The sequence below is a fragment of the uncultured Chitinibacter sp. genome (assembly GCF_945957625.1).
GTDB classification, from domain to species: Bacteria; Pseudomonadota; Gammaproteobacteria; order Burkholderiales; family Chitinibacteraceae; genus Chitinibacter; species Chitinibacter tainanensis.
Map to the genome: position 1 here is coordinate 643,070 of NZ_CAMFLP010000001.1, position 16,523 is coordinate 659,592.

The 16,523-nt window shown below is 54.5% G+C and carries 18 protein-coding genes; 2 read left to right on the forward strand and 16 right to left on the reverse strand.

Annotated features, from left to right (window positions below; translation table 11 throughout):
- Positions 1-2 precede the first annotated feature (2 nt).
- Positions 3-206 carry a hypothetical protein gene (locus QV747_RS02940; protein ID WP_273428989.1) on the reverse strand — a complete coding sequence of 68 codons (204 nt, stop codon included), beginning with the start codon at positions 204-206 and terminating at the stop codon, positions 3-5.
- A 427-nt stretch (positions 207-633) separates the two neighbouring features.
- Between QV747_RS02940 and adhE the strand changes: the two genes are divergently transcribed.
- Positions 634-3,246 (forward strand): bifunctional acetaldehyde-CoA/alcohol dehydrogenase, encoded by a 2,613-nt coding sequence (gene adhE / locus QV747_RS02945; protein WP_051258800.1) that lies wholly within the window; start codon positions 634-636, stop codon positions 3,244-3,246.
- A 129-nt stretch (positions 3,247-3,375) separates the two neighbouring features.
- On the forward strand, positions 3,376-3,570 hold the full coding sequence (locus tag QV747_RS02950; RefSeq protein ID WP_156905360.1) for a hypothetical protein: 195 nt from the start codon (positions 3,376-3,378) through the stop codon (positions 3,568-3,570).
- 42 nt (positions 3,571-3,612) lie between these two features.
- Here QV747_RS02950 and QV747_RS02955 read toward each other — a convergent pair whose 3' ends face one another.
- The 15 genes from QV747_RS02955 to QV747_RS03025 form a co-directional block, all read right to left on the reverse strand.
- On the reverse strand, positions 3,613-4,116 hold the full coding sequence (locus tag QV747_RS02955) for a TIGR02281 family clan AA aspartic protease (protein WP_273428992.1): 504 nt from the start codon (positions 4,114-4,116) through the stop codon (positions 3,613-3,615).
- A gap of 69 nt (positions 4,117-4,185) precedes the next feature.
- Positions 4,186-6,084, reverse strand: coding sequence for an ATP-binding cassette domain-containing protein (locus QV747_RS02960; protein ID WP_273428994.1), 1,899 nt, complete (start codon positions 6,082-6,084; stop codon positions 4,186-4,188).
- 63 nt (positions 6,085-6,147) lie between these two features.
- On the reverse strand, positions 6,148-6,657 hold the full coding sequence (locus tag QV747_RS02965; RefSeq protein WP_373317274.1) for a phosphatidylglycerophosphatase A: 510 nt from the start codon (positions 6,655-6,657) through the stop codon (positions 6,148-6,150).
- A gap of 27 nt (positions 6,658-6,684) precedes the next feature.
- On the reverse strand, positions 6,685-7,641 hold the full coding sequence (gene thiL / locus QV747_RS02970; RefSeq protein ID WP_273428996.1) for a thiamine-phosphate kinase: 957 nt from the start codon (positions 7,639-7,641) through the stop codon (positions 6,685-6,687).
- A 12-nt stretch (positions 7,642-7,653) separates the two neighbouring features.
- Positions 7,654-8,100 (reverse strand): transcription antitermination factor NusB, encoded by a 447-nt coding sequence (nusB, locus tag QV747_RS02975; protein ID WP_034619224.1) that lies wholly within the window; start codon positions 8,098-8,100, stop codon positions 7,654-7,656.
- Between the two features lie 35 nt (positions 8,101-8,135).
- On the reverse strand, positions 8,136-8,606 hold the full coding sequence (gene ribH / locus QV747_RS02980; RefSeq protein ID WP_273428997.1) for a 6,7-dimethyl-8-ribityllumazine synthase: 471 nt from the start codon (positions 8,604-8,606) through the stop codon (positions 8,136-8,138).
- Positions 8,607-8,624: 18 nt separating this feature from the next.
- Positions 8,625-9,722 carry a bifunctional 3,4-dihydroxy-2-butanone-4-phosphate synthase/GTP cyclohydrolase II gene (gene ribBA / locus QV747_RS02985; RefSeq protein ID WP_273428998.1) on the reverse strand — a complete coding sequence of 366 codons (1,098 nt, stop codon included), beginning with the start codon at positions 9,720-9,722 and terminating at the stop codon, positions 8,625-8,627.
- Entirely contained in the window at positions 9,719-10,339 is a 621-nt protein-coding gene (locus QV747_RS02990; protein ID WP_273428999.1) for a riboflavin synthase, read from the reverse strand. Before QV747_RS02990 ends, ribBA begins: the two co-directional genes overlap by 4 nt.
- A gap of 2 nt (positions 10,340-10,341) precedes the next feature.
- The gene (locus tag QV747_RS02995) at positions 10,342-10,506 is read right to left on the reverse strand and encodes a zinc-ribbon domain-containing protein (RefSeq protein WP_084414500.1); all 165 of its coding nucleotides are present in this window, start codon (positions 10,504-10,506) and stop codon (positions 10,342-10,344) included.
- A gap of 14 nt (positions 10,507-10,520) precedes the next feature.
- A complete protein-coding gene (ribD, locus tag QV747_RS03000) occupies positions 10,521-11,657 on the reverse strand; it encodes a bifunctional diaminohydroxyphosphoribosylaminopyrimidine deaminase/5-amino-6-(5-phosphoribosylamino)uracil reductase RibD (protein WP_273429002.1) in 1,137 nt (378 codons plus the stop codon).
- Complete coding sequence (gene nrdR / locus QV747_RS03005; protein ID WP_028449369.1) at positions 11,657-12,109, reverse strand: transcriptional regulator NrdR; 453 nt, start codon at positions 12,107-12,109, stop codon at positions 11,657-11,659. Before nrdR ends, ribD begins: the two co-directional genes overlap by 1 nt.
- Before the next feature lie 220 nt (positions 12,110-12,329).
- Complete coding sequence (gene glyA, locus QV747_RS03010) at positions 12,330-13,577, reverse strand: serine hydroxymethyltransferase (protein WP_273429003.1); 1,248 nt, start codon at positions 13,575-13,577, stop codon at positions 12,330-12,332.
- Positions 13,578-13,673: 96 nt separating this feature from the next.
- Entirely contained in the window at positions 13,674-15,347 is a 1,674-nt protein-coding gene (locus QV747_RS03015; protein WP_047391875.1) for a CorA family divalent cation transporter, read from the reverse strand.
- Positions 15,348-15,386: 39 nt separating this feature from the next.
- Entirely contained in the window at positions 15,387-15,935 is a 549-nt protein-coding gene (locus tag QV747_RS03020) for a hypoxanthine-guanine phosphoribosyltransferase (RefSeq protein ID WP_211227578.1), read from the reverse strand.
- 27 nt (positions 15,936-15,962) lie between these two features.
- The gene (locus tag QV747_RS03025) at positions 15,963-16,523 is read right to left on the reverse strand and encodes an adenine phosphoribosyltransferase (protein ID WP_273429006.1); all 561 of its coding nucleotides are present in this window, start codon (positions 16,521-16,523) and stop codon (positions 15,963-15,965) included.

The following is a 16,523-nucleotide window of genomic DNA, read 5'->3' on the forward strand; positions in this document are numbered from 1 at the left end:
TTTTATTCCAAAACCAAGGCAGCGAGAATTTTCTCGAGTGCTTCAGCTTGCGTGAGCTGCTGTTGCTGGCAATAGGTGCGGAACTTCTGATGCAAGCTAGCATCGATTTCTACTGACAATGCTTTCGGTAGACGCAACTGATGGTTTTGCGTGGCGCGCTTAATCTGCAACGCCCGCGAGCGGCGCTTGCGTTCAGCAACGCTCATCGCTTGCCCATGCAAAGGGCGCCGGCCGCGGGGCTTTTTATCTTTGCTTTGCTCCATACTGCACCAAGTCATCGTGACAAGTCGCGATAATAACAGCCAACGTGACTAGCGTGGTGGGGCTTCATGGATTTTCAGGCTTAAATGGACATGACATGAAGCCACACCCAGCTCATACTCGCGAGTGTACTTTACATAATATACATTATGCGTATTTTAGATGAAGTGCGTTTGAAAACATGAGAAATATCAACTTTTCATATCCATACTGCATCTACCATGCTTCCATCACCTGAAGATGTTGGCATCACTCAGCAAGTTTGGTCTTTTTTACACCGTTTCATGACGCGTAAATAAAGCACAGACAAGATTAGTTGTCAGACATAAGATGATTACCACAGAAATCCACTTAGTAAGTCAGGAGCACAAAATGGCTGTTACCAATGTTCAAGAACTGGATGCACTGGTCGCTCGAGTAAAAAAAGCTCAGCAACTGTTCTCAACTTTCACCCAGCAACAAGTGGACGAGATTTTCCGTGTAGCGGCGCTGGCAGCTGCTGATGCCCGTTTGCCACTCTCAAAAATGGCTGTGGCCGAAACCGGCATGGGGATCGTCGAAGACAAAGTAATCAAAAATCACTTTGCTTCTGAATATATCTACAACGCCTACAAAACCGAAAAAACTTGTGGCGTACTCGAAGAAGACGAAGCTTTCGGCACCATTACCATCGCCGAGCCAATTGGCCTGATTTGCGGGATTGTGCCAACAACCAATCCAACCTCAACCGCTATTTTTAAAGCCCTTATCTCGCTGAAAACGCGTAACGGTATTATCTTCAGCCCACACCCACGTGCTCGCAAATCAACTTGCGAAGCTGCCCGCATCGTTCTGGAAGCCGCAGTTTCAGCTGGCGCACCACGCGATATTATTGGCTGGATTGATGAGCCCACTGTAGAGCTATCTAACCACCTGATGAAACACCCAGACCTGAATCTGATTCTGGCAACCGGTGGCCCAGGCATGGTGCGTGCGGCGTATAGCTCAGGTAAACCTGCCATTGGTGTGGGTGCCGGTAATACCCCAGTGGTAATTGATGAAACAGCCGACATCAAACGTGCTGTAGCATCGATTCTGATGTCAAAAACCTTCGACAACGGCGTGGTCTGTGCGTCTGAGCAATCCGTTATCATCGTTGATAGCATCTACGAGCAAGTCAAAGAGCGCTTTAACAGCAACGGCGGCTACATTCTGAACAAGAAAGAAACCGAAGCGGTACGTAAAGTCATCCTGATCGATGGCAACCTGAATGCAGGTATCGTGGGGCAATCAGCGCTGAAAATCGCCGAAATGGCCGGCATCAAAGTGCCGCCGTACACCAAGGTGTTGATCGGTGAAGTGGCATCTGTGGGTGAAGAAGAAGCCTTCGCGCACGAGAAACTCTCCCCTACTCTGGCCATGTATCGCGCCAAAGATTTCTTCGATGCCGTGCATAAAGCAGAAGCACTGGTGGCATTGGGCGGGATTGGTCACACCTCATCGCTGTACACCGACCAAGACTTGCAGAAAGAACGTATCGTCTACTTCGGTGACAAAATGAAAACCGCCCGGATTCTGATCAATACCCCTTCATCGCAAGGTGGTATCGGTGACCTGTATAACTTCAAGCTGGCGCCTTCGCTGACACTGGGTTGCGGCTCTTGGGGTGGGAACTCGATTTCCGAGAACGTGGGCCCGAAACACTTGATCAACAAGAAAACTGTGGCGAAGCGAGCTGAAAATATGTTGTGGCATAAACTTCCGAAAAGCATTTACTTCCGTCGCGGTAGTCTGTCTGTGGCTCTGGAAGAGTTGTCGAACAAAAAACGCGCAGCCATCGTGACTGACCGCTATCTGTTCAACAACGGCTATGTGGATGAAACCATCCGCATCCTGAAACAGAATGGCCTGGAAGTTGAAGTGTTTTATGAAGTAGAAGCTGACCCAACTCTGGCCGTCGTGCGCAAAGGCGTGGCAATGCTCAATAGCTTCAAACCTGACGTGATCGTAGCCTTGGGTGGTGGTTCGCCCATGGATGCAGCGAAAATCATGTGGGTTATGTACGAGCACCCAGAAGTACACTTCGAAGATTTGGCCCTGCGCTTTATGGATATCCGTAAACGGATTTATAAATTCCCGAAAATGGGCGTTAAAGCCGAGCTGATCGCGATTCCAACCACTTCAGGTACTGGTTCGGAAGTAACCCCATTCGCGGTGGTAACCGATGAAAAAACCGGCATGAAATACCCTATCGCCGACTATGAGCTGACCCCTAATATGGCGATTGTCGATGCGAACTTGGTAATGAATATGCCAAAATCGCTGACTGCCTTCGGTGGGATCGATGCGGTGACTCACGCACTGGAAGCTTATGTCTCGGTACTGGCGAACGAGTTTAGCGACCCACAAGCACTGCAAGCGCTGAAACTGTTGAAACAGCACTTGCCATCAGCCTACAGCAACGGTGCGAATGACCCTGCGGCTCGTGAAGGCGTACACAACGCCGCCACCATCGCCGGTGTGGCCTTTGCCAATGCCTTCCTGGGTGTTTGCCACTCAATGGCGCACAAAATCGGTGCCGAGTTCCACCTCGCCCACGGTTTGGCCAATGCCCTGCTGATCAGCAATGTGATTCGTTACAACGCGGTGGATATTCCGACTAAACAAACGGCCTTTAGTCAGTACGACCGCCCACAAGCGAAATGCCGTTATGCTGATATCGCCGAGCATCTGGGCTTGCCAGGCAAAAACGATGATCAGAAAGTCGCCGCACTGGTGGCTTGGGTGGACGAGTTGAAAGCTGCGCTGAACATTCCGCAATCGATCAAAGATGCCGGCGTGAACGAAGCAGACTTCCTGGCTAAAGTAGATCGTATCGCCGAAGAAGCCTTCGACGATCAGTGTACCGGCGCCAACCCACGCTTCCCGCTGATCAGCGAGCTGAAACAGCTGTTGCTCGATAGCTTCTACGGTCGCGAATACAAAGAAACCTACGGCCAAGCCTAATCTAGGGTCGCCAACACAAAGCCCCGCACTAGCGGGGCTTTTTTTGTTCTAGATCAATTTATTGGCGCGTTTTGTTCAGTAATGTGCTCAAGTTAGTGCCTGCTATGCCGATAACATCAATAGTGGCTAATGCACTTGCCACCTGTGATGACAACCCAGAGCCAGACCATGCCGATTCGCCCGATTAACTACGCTGATGATTTGAGCACCGCGATTGCCCAGTATCTCGCCAATGCCAGCGAAGTACTCAAACGCGTGGACAGCCTACTGGCCGTCGAGCTCAAAAGCCAAGTCAACCCGCCCCATCACCCAGCCCGCGGCTAATTTCCCGTAGCCACCCATACCTCATCGTGAGTCGCAAGCCGGCTAGTGGCTGGACTTTTCGAGTGGACTTAACTGCAGCTGTTCACCCTGTATCTCCAGTTTAAAACGCCGCAGCACATTCATCCCCAGTAAGATCTCATCCCCCAAACGTGGCACCACTGCAGCAGACACCTGCCGCAAGGTAAATGGCCCTAAGCGCAATTCAGCCAGCACAGTGGCATAGGCCTCAACAGGGCCATTGGCCGTTTGCGTGGTAAAGCGCTCGCCCACCGGTAAATTCAGCTGCCGGGCCAGATCTTCATCCAGCGTCACGCTACTGGCACCGGTATCCATCATTAAAATGGCCGGCACACCATTGAGGGTACCGGGCAGGCGAAAATGTCCATCCCGCCCTTTGCGTACCTGCAGTACTTGGCCGCTCGTGGCTTCTAGCGTCGTGGCGGCCGGCTGACGGCTAAATACAAAATGCTCAAATGCCCCATACACACAGGCCAAAACTAACAGCCAAAACAGCCATAAACCCAGATTGCTACGCAGAAAATTCACAGGGGTATTACCCTCAAAGTTAGATATAAAAAAGGCTAGAGCAATATACCCTAGCCTTTGTTTGACACACTACACGATTTCTTCGAGCTCGCTACTGAGCTCTAACCATTGCAGCTCCAGCTCTTCCAACTGCGCTTTAACTTCGGCATCTTGCCGCAAGGCAGTTTGCAGCTCGTCTTTACGCTCAGCGCTATAGATGCTTTCCTCGGCCAGCAAAGTATTCAGCTCACTTTGCTGCGCTTGTAGCTGCGCCAGGCTTTTTTCAACTTTGGCGAGCTTTTGCTCTAGGGGTTTGCGCAGCGCAGCCAAGCGTTGCCGCTCTTGCGCCTCTTGCCGCTTTTGCTCTTTGCGATTATTGCTCTCACCTGAAGCTGCCGGCTGGGCGCTTGCCGCCTGCTCACCACGTTTTTCCTGGCTGTATCGGCTGTAATCGTCCAGATCGCCATCAAATGGCCGCACGCGGCCACCTTCAATCAGCCAGAAATCATCTACGGTGGCGCGCAATAAATGCCGATCGTGCGACACCACCAATAAGGCGCCTTCGAAATCCTGTAGCGCAAAGGTCAGCGCCTCGCGCATTTCGATGTCCAAGTGGTTGGTAGGCTCATCGAGCAGCAATAAATTCGGTTTTTGCCAGATCAGCAGCGCCAAGGCCAAGCGGGCCTTCTCGCCGCCAGAGAACGGCGCCACCGGGCAAGTGGCCATATCGCCGACAAAATTAAAGCCACCCAAGAAATTGCGATGCTCTTGCTCACGCGTGGTTGGGTCGAGCTTTTGCAAGTGCCACAGTGCGGATTCTTCCAACCGCAGATATTCGAGCTGATGCTGGGCAAAGTAACCCACGCGCAGGCCTTTGCCTTCGGTGCGAACACCTGCCAGCAGGGGCTGCTCGCCGGCCAGCGAGCGTATAAAGGTCGACTTCCCTGCCCCGTTCACGCCCAATAGGCCTAAGCGGGCTTTGTTTTCGAGGCTGAGGTTCAGCCCTTGCAACACCGGCGCAGCGGCCTGATAGCCTGCCACGCCATTTTCCAGCCGTACCAAGGGACTAGGCGACGATTCGGGCTCACGGAAGGCAAAACTAAATGGCGAATCGACATGCGCCGCAGCAATCCGCTCCATTTTTTCCAAGGCTTTCACCCGGCTTTGTGCCTGTTTGGCCTTGCTGGCCTTGGCCTTAAAGCGGGTAATAAAGCTTTCTAGGTGGGCGATCTGCCGTTGCTGTTTTTCAAAGGCCTGGTTTTGCTGGGCCAGTTTCTCGGCGCGCTGGGCTTCAAAATCGGCATAGTTACCGGTATAGAGCTGCATCCCTTGCTGCTCGATATGTAAGATCTGCCCCACGGTCGCATCGAGAAAATCACGATCATGCGAGATCACCAGCAACATGCCGCGATAGGATTTAAGCCAGCCTTCCAGCCAGACTACGGTTTCCAGATCCAAGTGATTGGTTGGCTCATCCAAAAGCAGCAGATCCGAGCGGCACATTAGCGCCTGCGCCAGATTCAAGCGCATACGCCAGCCCCCCGAGAAACTACTCACGGGCCGCTGCATTTCATCGCTGCTAAAACCCAAGCCGGCCAGCAATTTACCAGCCCGCGCAGGCGCAGCGTAGCCATCAATCGCTTCCAGCTGGGCCAGTAGTTCACCATGGCGCACGCCATCCCCCGCCACAGCTGCAAGCGCTGCCTCCACCCGGCGCAACTCCACATCGCCATCCAGCACATAATCTAGCGCTGAGCAGGGCAAAGCTGGTGTTTCCTGCGCCACATGGGCAATCGCCGCCCGCGGGGGCATTAAGAGATCGCCGGTATCCGGGTGGATTTCATCGCGCAGCAAGGCAAAAAAGCTGGATTTACCGGCGCCATTGGCACCGACCACGCCGGTTTTACTGCCGGGATTGAGGGTCAGATCTACGCTATCTAGCAGTACTTTCACCCCACGCCGCAGCGTGAGTGACTTTAATCGAATCATGTATACACCAAGAGGGTAGTAAGCCGCAGCCATTATTAGAAAAAAGCTACAGAGCCATACCCATTAAGAAATCCAGGGGCTAATCACCAATAAAACAGCTATCGCCATCGCGGCTGCCAAAATGTCGTCCACCATCACGCCTAAGCCACCTTTGATCTGGCGATCACACCAGCGAATGGGCCAGGGTTTGACGATATCAAATAAGCGAAACAGCGCAAAAGCCATCAGCCAGCCCAGCCAGCTCTCCGGCGCAAAACACAGCACCATCAACATAGCGACGATCTCGTCCCAGACGATGCCGCCATAATCACTGACGCCAAGCGCCCGGCCTGTGACCTCACAAAACCAGATACCCGCCGCAAACAAGGGCCAACATAGGGCAAAAATAATCGGTGCTGGCAGCCAGATATGCAAAAGCGCAAACAGCGGCAAAGCCACCAGTGTGCCCCATGTGCCCGGCGCGCGCCGAGCCAAACCAGCGCCAAAGCCAAAGGCCAGCCAGTGGGCGGGATGGCGCATTAAAAACGCCCAATCGGGCGTTAGTAATGGCGGCTGTTTTTTATCCTGCGTCATCGTCATCTCAAACTGTGCTCAGCGGCTTTAGGGGGCGCGAAAATGATCAAAGCCACCCAAGCCCAAATCCAGAGTTTCCCCAGCGGCACCCACAAACTGCACGCCTGCGCCCGCGGTTATCTGCCCGATCCGGCTTAGCGCCAAGCCTAGATCCTGGCCAATGGCGGCCAATTGCGGGCGGGCGCTGGTGGGGGCGGTAAAGAGTAGCTCGTAATCATCGCCACCGGCCAGTTTGGCTTCCAAAGCCAGCTCGGCAGGTAAAGCAGCCAATTCGGGTGCAGCAGGAACTGCGTCAACTTCAATTCTGGCCCCGCACTGCGAGCGCTGGCAAATATGGCGCAGATCACCCGCTAGGCCATCAGAAATATCCATCGCTGCATGCACCAGGGGGCGGATCGCCCGGCCTAAGGCCACACGCGGCTGCGGTAAATCCAGTCGCAGATCACAGCGCGCCGCGACCTCAGCCGCTAGATTGACTCGCCCGGTGCGATACATCACCGCCGCGGCGGCCGCGCCCAATGGGCCACTCACCCAGATATCATCCCCTAGCTGCGCCTGTGAGCGCAGCATACGGGCACCAGTTTCTACTTCACCAGCAATCTGGATTGCAATGGTCAACGGGCCCTTGGTGGTGTCGCCCCCCACCAGCTCGATCCCATGCGCATCGGCCAAGGCAAACATGCCGCGGCTAAAAGCGGCCAACCAGTCGGCATCGACACTGGGCAAGGCCAGCGAGAGCGTAAACCAGCTGGGCTTTGCTCCCATGGCAGCCAGATCAGATAGATTGACCGCCAAGGCTTTGTGCCCAAGCCGCTCCGGGTCAGCATCGGCAAAAAAATGCCGGCCGGCCACCAACATATCGGCTGACACGGCCAGCTGATGCCCGGGGCTGAGGCTAAGTAGCGCTGCATCATCGCCAATCCCCACCACCGCCCGCGGTGTGGGGCGAGTGAAATACTGGCGAATCAGATCAAACTCGTTCAAACCACGCCCTCGTTAGCCCTGACGTTTGGCACGAATCGCGGCAAACTCTTCGGCGCGCACTTGCTCGGCCACTTTATCCAGCACGCCATTCACAAAACGGTGGCCATCTGAGCCCCCGTAAGTTTTGGTGAGCTCAATGGCTTCGTTGATGATGACCGGATATGGGGTTTCTGGCATCGAGATAATTTCGAACGCGCCGGTATACAGCACGGCCAGCTCCACGGTACTCACTTCTTCCAACGGGCGATCCACATGCGGCTCGATGGCCTTGGTCAGGCTGGCGGCATCTTTAATCACGCCGAACAAAATCGCGCGGTACAGATTGGCATCGGCTTTACCAAAATAAGTACTGCTCGAGCGCAGATACAGGTCGATGTTGTTCACGGTTTCGTGACTCATCAGGTATTGATATACCCCTTGCACCGCAAACTCACGCGCCCGGCGGCGGGCGGATTTCATTGGGCCTTTTTTGGCCGGGGCTTTTTGTTCTTCGCTCATGCTACTGCCTTTAACAAATTAGCGGTTTCTACCGCAACACGCGCGGCTTCGCGCGCTTTTTCTACAACACGCACTTCGGCCTGTTCGTCGTTTTCGGTGGTCAGAATGCAGTTGGCGATCGGCATTTTGCTATCTAGCGTAATGCGCGTTACACCCGCACCGGATTCATTGGCCACCAGTTCAAAATGGTAAGTTTCACCGCGGATAATCGCACCCAGCGCGATCAGCGCGTCGTAACGACCGCTATTGGCCATCTTTTGCAATACCACCGGAATTTCCAGCGCGCCGGCCACACTGCCCAGCACGATATCGGCGGGCGCTACGCCCAGTTTCACCAGCTCATCCAGGCAGTTGTCGCGCAAGCCTTCGCACACCGGCGTATTAAAACGGCTCATTACCACGCCAATTTTCATGCCTTGGCCATTCAGATTCGGGGCAATTTGCTGGATACCTGCAGGTACACTCATGATTGATCCTTTAGTCTTTTATTGATTCGGTTGGGCAAAACCGGTGATTTCCAAACCAAAACCGGTCATGCTCGGAATTTTGCGCTCAGGCGACATCAGGCGCATGGCGCCCACGCCTAAGTCTTTCAGCATTTGTGCGCCAATCCCATAGGTGCGCATATCCCATTTCTGGGTTTTATTCAGCTGCAGTTCTGGCAAGGCGCGGGCCAGCAGATCTTCGCCAGATTCAGTCCGGTGCAGCAAGATCATCACGCCTTTACCGGCCTGATTGATGGCCTGCAAGCTCGCTTCCACCGACCAAGAATGCCGGCGGCCATCCAGATCTAGCCAATCCATGAGCGAGGCAGGCTCATGCACCCGCACCAAGGTTTCTTCTGTGGGGCAAGGCTGACCTTTAACCAGCGCCAGATGCGTCGATTTGGTGAGTTTATCGCGGTACACCGCCAGCTCGAATTCACCGGCAAAGGTGCGCACGGGGCGGCGGCCCACGCATTCCACCAACGATTCGGTACGGCTGCGGTAATTAATTAGATCGGCGATAGTGCCGATTTTCAGGCCATGCTGCGCCGCGAATTCCAATAGCTCAGGCAGGCGCGCCATGGTGCCATCGTCATTCATAATCTCGCAGATCACCGACGCAGGCGTTAAGCCCGCCATCATGGCCAGATCACAGCCAGCTTCGGTGTGCCCGGCGCGCACCAAAACCCCGCCAGGCTGCGCCATGACCGGGAAGACATGCCCAGGTGAAACCACATCGGCAGCCTTGGCATCAAATGCCACCGCTTTGCGGATCGTTAGCGCGCGATCATGCGCGGAAATGCCGGTGCTGACGCCTTCGGCGGCTTCAATCGAGGCGGTAAAATTAGTACCAAACGACGAGCTATTACTCTGCACCATGGTGGTGAGATTCAGCAGTTTGCAGCGCTCGGGAGTTAGCGTCAGGCAAACCAAACCACGGCCATATTTGGCCATGAAGTTGATCGCCTCGGGCGTCACAAAATCCGCAGCCAGAACCAGATCGCCTTCATTTTCGCGATCTTCTTCATCCACCAACACCACCATGCGGCCGGCTTTTAGCTCGGCGATGATTTCCTGTACCGGGGCAATCTGGCTCATGCGGCGCTCCCTTGCTGCTCTAGCGATACCATCCGTTCAACATAGCGGGCAATCAGGTCGATTTCGAGATTTACCTGCGCGCCAGCTTGCAGCTGGCCAAGCGTGGTCACCGACAAGGTGTGCGGGATTAGATTGATTTCAAATTCGCAACCTGCGGCAGTATCACGCACGGTATTGGTGGTAAGCGAGACGCCATTGACCACCACCGAGCCCTTCGCGGCAAGATAACGCGCCAGCGTGGCCGGCGCAGCAATGCGCAGCAGGCGATTTTCCCCGACCGGATCAAACGCCAGCACGGTGCCAACGCCATCCACGTGGCCGGATACCATATGTCCACCCAACATATCGCCCAAACGCATGGCTTTTTCCAGGTTCACCGGGCCTGGCCGATCAAGGCCAACGGTACAGCGTAGCGATTCATTGGAAACATCAATTTTATATTTGCGCGGGGGTATCTGCTCAATCACGGTCATGCATGCGCCGTTGTGAGCAATACTATCCCCCAGTACTACATTGGAAAGGTCTAATTCGCCTGCATCCACGGTGAGGCGTACGCCCCCGTCAAAGGCGTCCACTGCTTCGATCTGCCCGATGGCCTGAATAATGCCGGTAAACATGTTTAGTCCTTAGGTGCGGTGAATTGGGCCGGATTTGCCTCTTTCACCCGTTGCGAAGATTTCAGTTCATTACAGTGATTGCAGAAATAACTTTTCGCGCCACAAGCAGCGAGAATCTCAAGGGCTTGGCCACAATCGGGGCAACGCAGGGTCGTTGATTCAGTCATGATGAGGCTCCGGCTCAAGCCACCGCGGTGGCTTGAGCAAAGGCGATGTGCGGCTGTGTTAAACGCAAGGTTAGGCGCTGATCGGCGCCCACGCGGCGTTGCTCCAGTAGTGTTAGGCGGTGCTGATCAGCCAAGTCGCTTAAGGTAAAGTCGGCCATGCCGCGCCCTTTGCCCAGCAAGGTCATCGCCTGATAAAGAATGATTTCATCAACCAAACCCGCCTGCAGCAAAGCGCCTACCAGCGTACCTCCCGCCTCGACCAAGACCTGATTAAAGCCTTGCTGCCCCAGATATGCCATGGCGGCATGTAGGTCGAGCTCGCCATCGCACAGCGGTAACTGCACGGCGCAGGATTGCTCACTGTGAAAATGCTGCAGTTCCGCAGGCCCAGCGCCACTGAGCACATGGGTATAACCACCGCTGCTGGTGAGCACCTTTGCAGCATGCGGCGTACGACCTCGGCTATCGAGCACCACCCGTTGTGGCTGCCGGCTTACTGCCAGCTCGCGTACATTCAGCTGCGGATCATCGGCCAGCACCGTACCAACACCAGTGAGCACTGCACAGGCTTGCGCGCGCAAACGCTGTACATCCAGCCGCGCCTCAGCGCCGGTAATCCATTGGGATTGCCCATTCTCTAGGGCAATGCGGCCATCTAAGCTCGCGGCCAATTTAACTGTAACCCACGGGCGCTGGCGGATCATGCGGCTGAGAAAACCTTTGTGTAGCTCGCGCGCCTGCTCGGCCAGCAAGCCATGGGCCACTTCAATGCCATGGTTGGCCAGTCGCGCCAAGCCCTGCCCGGCCACCAAGGGATTGGGGTCACGTAAAGCGGTGATGACGCGGTCGATGCCAGCCCCAATCAACGCATTGGCGCACGGCGGGGTGCGGCCAAAGTGGCTGCAAGGCTCCAGGGTGACATAGGCCGTTGCGCCGACTAATTGACCCGGTGCTTTGGCCTTGGCCATTTTCAACGCCATGATTTCGGCATGTGCGCCGCCCGCTGCTTGGCTATGACCGTAGCCGATGATGTCTTCACCGGCCACAATCACTGCGCCCACACAAGGGTTTGGGCTCGTAAGTGCGGCACCTTGCGCCGCCACTTGCAGCGCTTTGGCCATCATGGCCTGATCAAAGGCGGAAAAACTCATTATTGCTTGCTCACTTCGCGAATCACATCGCGGAAGTCTTCCACATCCTGGAAGGAACGATAGACCGAGGCGAAGCGGATATAGGCGACTTTATCCAACTTGGCGAGTTCAGCAATCACCATCTCACCGATCTGACGGGACATGATTTCGCGCTCACCGATGGTGAGAACACGTTGAATAATGCGGGAAATCGCTTCGTCCACCAGCGGTGTGGGGACCGGACGTTTATGCAGGGCGCGCAGGAAACTGGTGCGTACTTTTTCGCGATCAAACTCAACCCGCTGGCCGGTTTGTTTCACCACCTGCGGCATACGGACTTCGGCGGTTTCGTAGGTGGTAAAGCGCTTATCGCAGATCGCGCAGCGACGCCGGCGACGCACGACATCCCCTTCGTCGGACACTCGCGAATCAACCACCTGCGTATCAGGTGAACCACAAAATGGGCACTTCATGCACGAACCCCGTAAAGATCAACAAAGAACATCAATTAGATCAGTGCTGCGGCGCAAAATACAAGCACCCCAAATACACCGAGTAGGTATATGGTGCCAAAGCTTGTGATAAAACAAGATTCGGGATATACCCTAGAGCACGCAAAAAGTGAATTGTTTGCTCTGTAAATAGAAAAAGGTGGCGCAGCGGCGCCACCTGTCTTCTGAGTACCGCTAAAACTTAGTCGCCGTAAACCGGGAAGCGCGCGGTCAGCGCTTTTACTTTCTCGGCCACTGCTGCGATATTAGCTTCGTCTTCTGGATTATCCAGCACATCGGCGATCAGATTAGCGACTTGAATCGCTTCTTCTTCCTTAAAGCCGCGCGTGGTAATCGCTGGGGCACCGATACGGATACCTGAAGTCACGAATGGGCTTTCTGGATCATTCGGGATCGCATTTTTGTTCACGGTAATGTGGGCTTTACCCAAGAAGGCGTCAGCAGCTTTACCTGTCAGGTTTTTCGGACGCAGATCAACCAGGAACACGTGCGACTCGGTGCGACCAGAAATAATGCGCAGACCACGCTCAGCCAGAGTTTTGGCCATTGCTGCAGCGTTTTTCAGCACTTGCGCTTGGTAAGCTTTGAATTCAGGCGTCGCAGCTTCTTTAAAGGCCACGGCTTTGGCCGCAATCACGTGCATCAGCGGGCCACCTTGCAGTGTTGGGAACACGTTTGAATTCAGGCTCTTTTCAAATTCAGCTTTGGCCAGAATGATACCGCCACGTGGACCACGCAGGGTTTTGTGGGTAGTTGAGGTCACGAAATGCGCGTGTGGCACAGGGTTTGGATACACGCCCGCCGCGATCAGACCGGCGTAGTGAGCCATATCCACCATGAAGTAGGCGCCGACTTTGTCGGCGATTTCACGCATGCGCGCCCAGTCAAAACGCAGCGCATAGGCCGAAGCACCACCGATCAGCAGTTTTGGCTTGGTTTCCAGCGCTACGCGCTCCATATCGTCGTAATCGATTTCTTCGTTTTCGTTCAGACCGTAGGCCACGATATTGAACAATTTGCCGGAAAGATTAGCTGGCGAACCATGCGTCAAGTGACCGCCATGACCGAGGTTCATACCCATTACGGTGTCGCCCGGCTTCAGGATCGAGAAATACACAGCCTGGTTGGCTTGCGAGCCAGAGTGTGGCTGTACGTTGGCGTATTCAGCACCAAACAGCGCTTTGATGCGATCGATGGCAAGTTGCTCGATCACGTCCACATGTTCGCAACCGCCGTAGAAACGTTTGCCAGGATAGCCTTCCGCGTATTTATTGGTCAGCTGCGAGCCCTGCGCTTCCATCACGGCTGGGCTGGTGTAGTTTTCCGAAGCGATCAGCTCGATGTGTTCGTGCTGACGCACGACTTCGCCGGCAATGGCAGCAGCGAGTTCTGGATCATATTGGGCAATGGTTTGTGACTTCGAGAACATGAGCGGGAAGCATCCGTGGCCGTTAAAAGATAGGTAATTCTACCATGACTTAGCGCAAAGCGAGATGCGCTCCAGTCAGGCTGCCACGCAAGATTTTCATACCGGTGGCTGGGCTTTCTTTTTGCGCCAGACATTGCGTAGCGCGACGAAAGCTTGCTTATTGCTCACCCGTTCATCGGACATGGCATCCAGAAACTCGGACAAACTCTTTGAGCGCGCCACGGTATAAAAAATCAGCCCTGCGGTTGGTAGCGATACCGCAGCAAAATACAGCAATTTCATCCACCCCGATTCGGCGGCCAAATCAAATAGATTCATGCCGAGAAAACCGGTGATAGTGGTGCCCAACAAGCCAAAGATAGTCACCACCGTAAGTCGCACCACGGTATCGGCCTGCCGGCGTAAATCATCGTTTTCAAGGTACTGATTCATACTCTGCACCGATTCACGGACTTCTTCATGTTGGCGCACAGTATCAAGGTGACGATTCATCATGCCAAACAGCTGGCTAGAAACGATTTGATGCGAGACTTCGCGAAACCAGTAGCGCTGGTTAAAGCGCAAAAAACTCTCCAGCAACAAGCGGATTTCACGCTTAAAGTGCCGAATCGATAGCGGGTCCTTTAAATTCAGCGCCGACAGCGCCGCCGCCATCCGATCAGAAAACAAAAGCAAAGCCGATTTATGAAAATGCGCAATCAGCACCAACAGAAAGTGCTGATGCCGAAACTGGCCCAGCACGCCGGTATACGGATTACTGTAAAACTCGTTGCCATGCTGCCCCACCATAATAAAGGCATGCCCAGAGCACATCATGCGGGTTGAGGCTGAGCGATGGCGCTGCTCAGGCGCCCAGAAGCGATCAAAGCAACAGTCAGCTTCAAAATCAGCCAACAGTTTCGGTGTAAGGGGCAAAATCTGATCTTCGCCAGGCTTGCCAACCGTACCTAGCGCGTAAAAATCTTCATCCCGTAGCGCAAACGGATCATCCACCGCGATATAGGCCATCAGTGGCATGCGGTGATATTCGATCTGGCGGTAGCGTACTTCTCCTTCAAGGCCGGAATGGTGTGGCACTAAGGGGTTGAGTAAATACGCCCAATGCTCGGCCATACGCGGCGCACGATATTGACCCATATGGCTCAGATAGGCCTGCCGCTCTTCATAGTCGGATTCTGCCAGCACTTCGCCATCTGCATCTAGCCAGGCGACTTTGCGCAAGCAATTGGCCGCCTCGCGCGGACCATCCCATTGCGCCGGGTAGGCGCGACCAAAGCGGAACAAGGCATCTTGCACCCTGCGCAACGGCAGGTCATTGCCCATGATCTCAAACGCTAGAATCACGACATCGACGTCATAAAAGAAATAAAGATCGATGTGCGCCACTTTGAAATGATGGGTAGCGCCATCTTTGAACACCATCAGCACCTGCTGAATGTCGCTACGGCGAAAAACATGCAAGGGAGAGCGACCATAGCTGGCAATATCGCCAGCCATACTCACTTGCTCGCCATACAAAAACCGCTGTACATAAGGCAGAAAGGTGATGAATTCGCGGTAGTGCCGCTCTTCAAATTGTTCAGGAGAAGTATCGAATTCAGTGGCGCGAGGCTGCCACGGCGAGCCTTCGCTGGCGGCGCGCTGCAAGATTTCCCACTGCCGCCCCATGGCTTTGAGTTCGCCGGGCAGGTGGGACATCGGCATTAATTGCAAGGGCCAGATCAGAATCTGGCGAAAATGCCGGACGAGAATATCGCTAGTTGGGGCCATGCCAATTCTCCCGCACGGGGAACTGGCATGGCGGCTGACTTACAAGCCTTTCACGGCGTAGATGGCCAGCGTATTGCGCCAGTAACCCTGGTAATCCATCCCGCAACCGAAGAGGAAACGATCTTCCACCTCTAGGCCCACAAAATCAGCCTTAATGCCTTCGGCTTTGCGATTGTGTTTTTTATCGATCAGCACGGCCACGTGCACGGCACTCGCGCCCTGCTGCTTGCAGTAGTCAACAATGGCAGCCAGCGTGTGGCCTTCATCCAGAATATCGTCAACGATGACCACAGTGCGGCCACGCATGTCTTCGCGCGGCTTCACTTTCCAGTCCAGCTCGCCACCGGAAGTTTCGTGACGATAACGGGTGGCATGCAGATACGCCATTTCCAGCGGAAACTTCAATCGTGGTAGCAAATGCCCAGCCACAATCAAACCACCGTTCAATACGGTATACACCACCGGATTGGTGTGCGCCAAAGCGGCACACATCTCTTGCCCCATGCGATCCAGCGCAGCCACTACTTCGCTCTCCGGATGCAGACAATCGGCGTTATCTAAAATCGTACGTGCCTCTGGCAATTCCATCGTCACAATTCTTTCCTCTACCCAGGCTTAATACCCGGCAAAATCACACACAGTAAACAACTCGATCCCTTGCTGGCGCACCAATTGCGATCCACCCAGCTCGGGCAAATCAACAATGGCCGCGGCCTCAACCACATTGGCACCAATCCGCCGCAGCAAATTGGCCGCCGCAATCATGGTGCCGCCAGTGGCGACCAGATCATCAATCAACAACACACGATCACCGGCTTTACAAGCGTCAGCGTGTAGTTCTACGGTGGCAGAACCATACTCCAGCTCGTATTCCTCGGCAATTGTGTCAAATGGCAACTTACCCTTCTTGCGAACAGGCACAAAGCCCAGATTCAGCTCATAAGCCACCACGGCCCCCAAGATAAACCCGCGCGCATCAACCCCGGCAACCACGTCCAGCTGCTGATCCATGTAACGATGCACAAAGATATCAACCAGCAGGCGAAAGGTTTTCGGGTCTTGCAGCAAGGGAGTAATGTCACGAAACATCACCCCTTCTTGCGGCCAGTTCGGCACCGTACGAATCCGCTCACGAATGTAGTCGGCGTATGGCAGCTCAGACACGGGTTTAGTCAT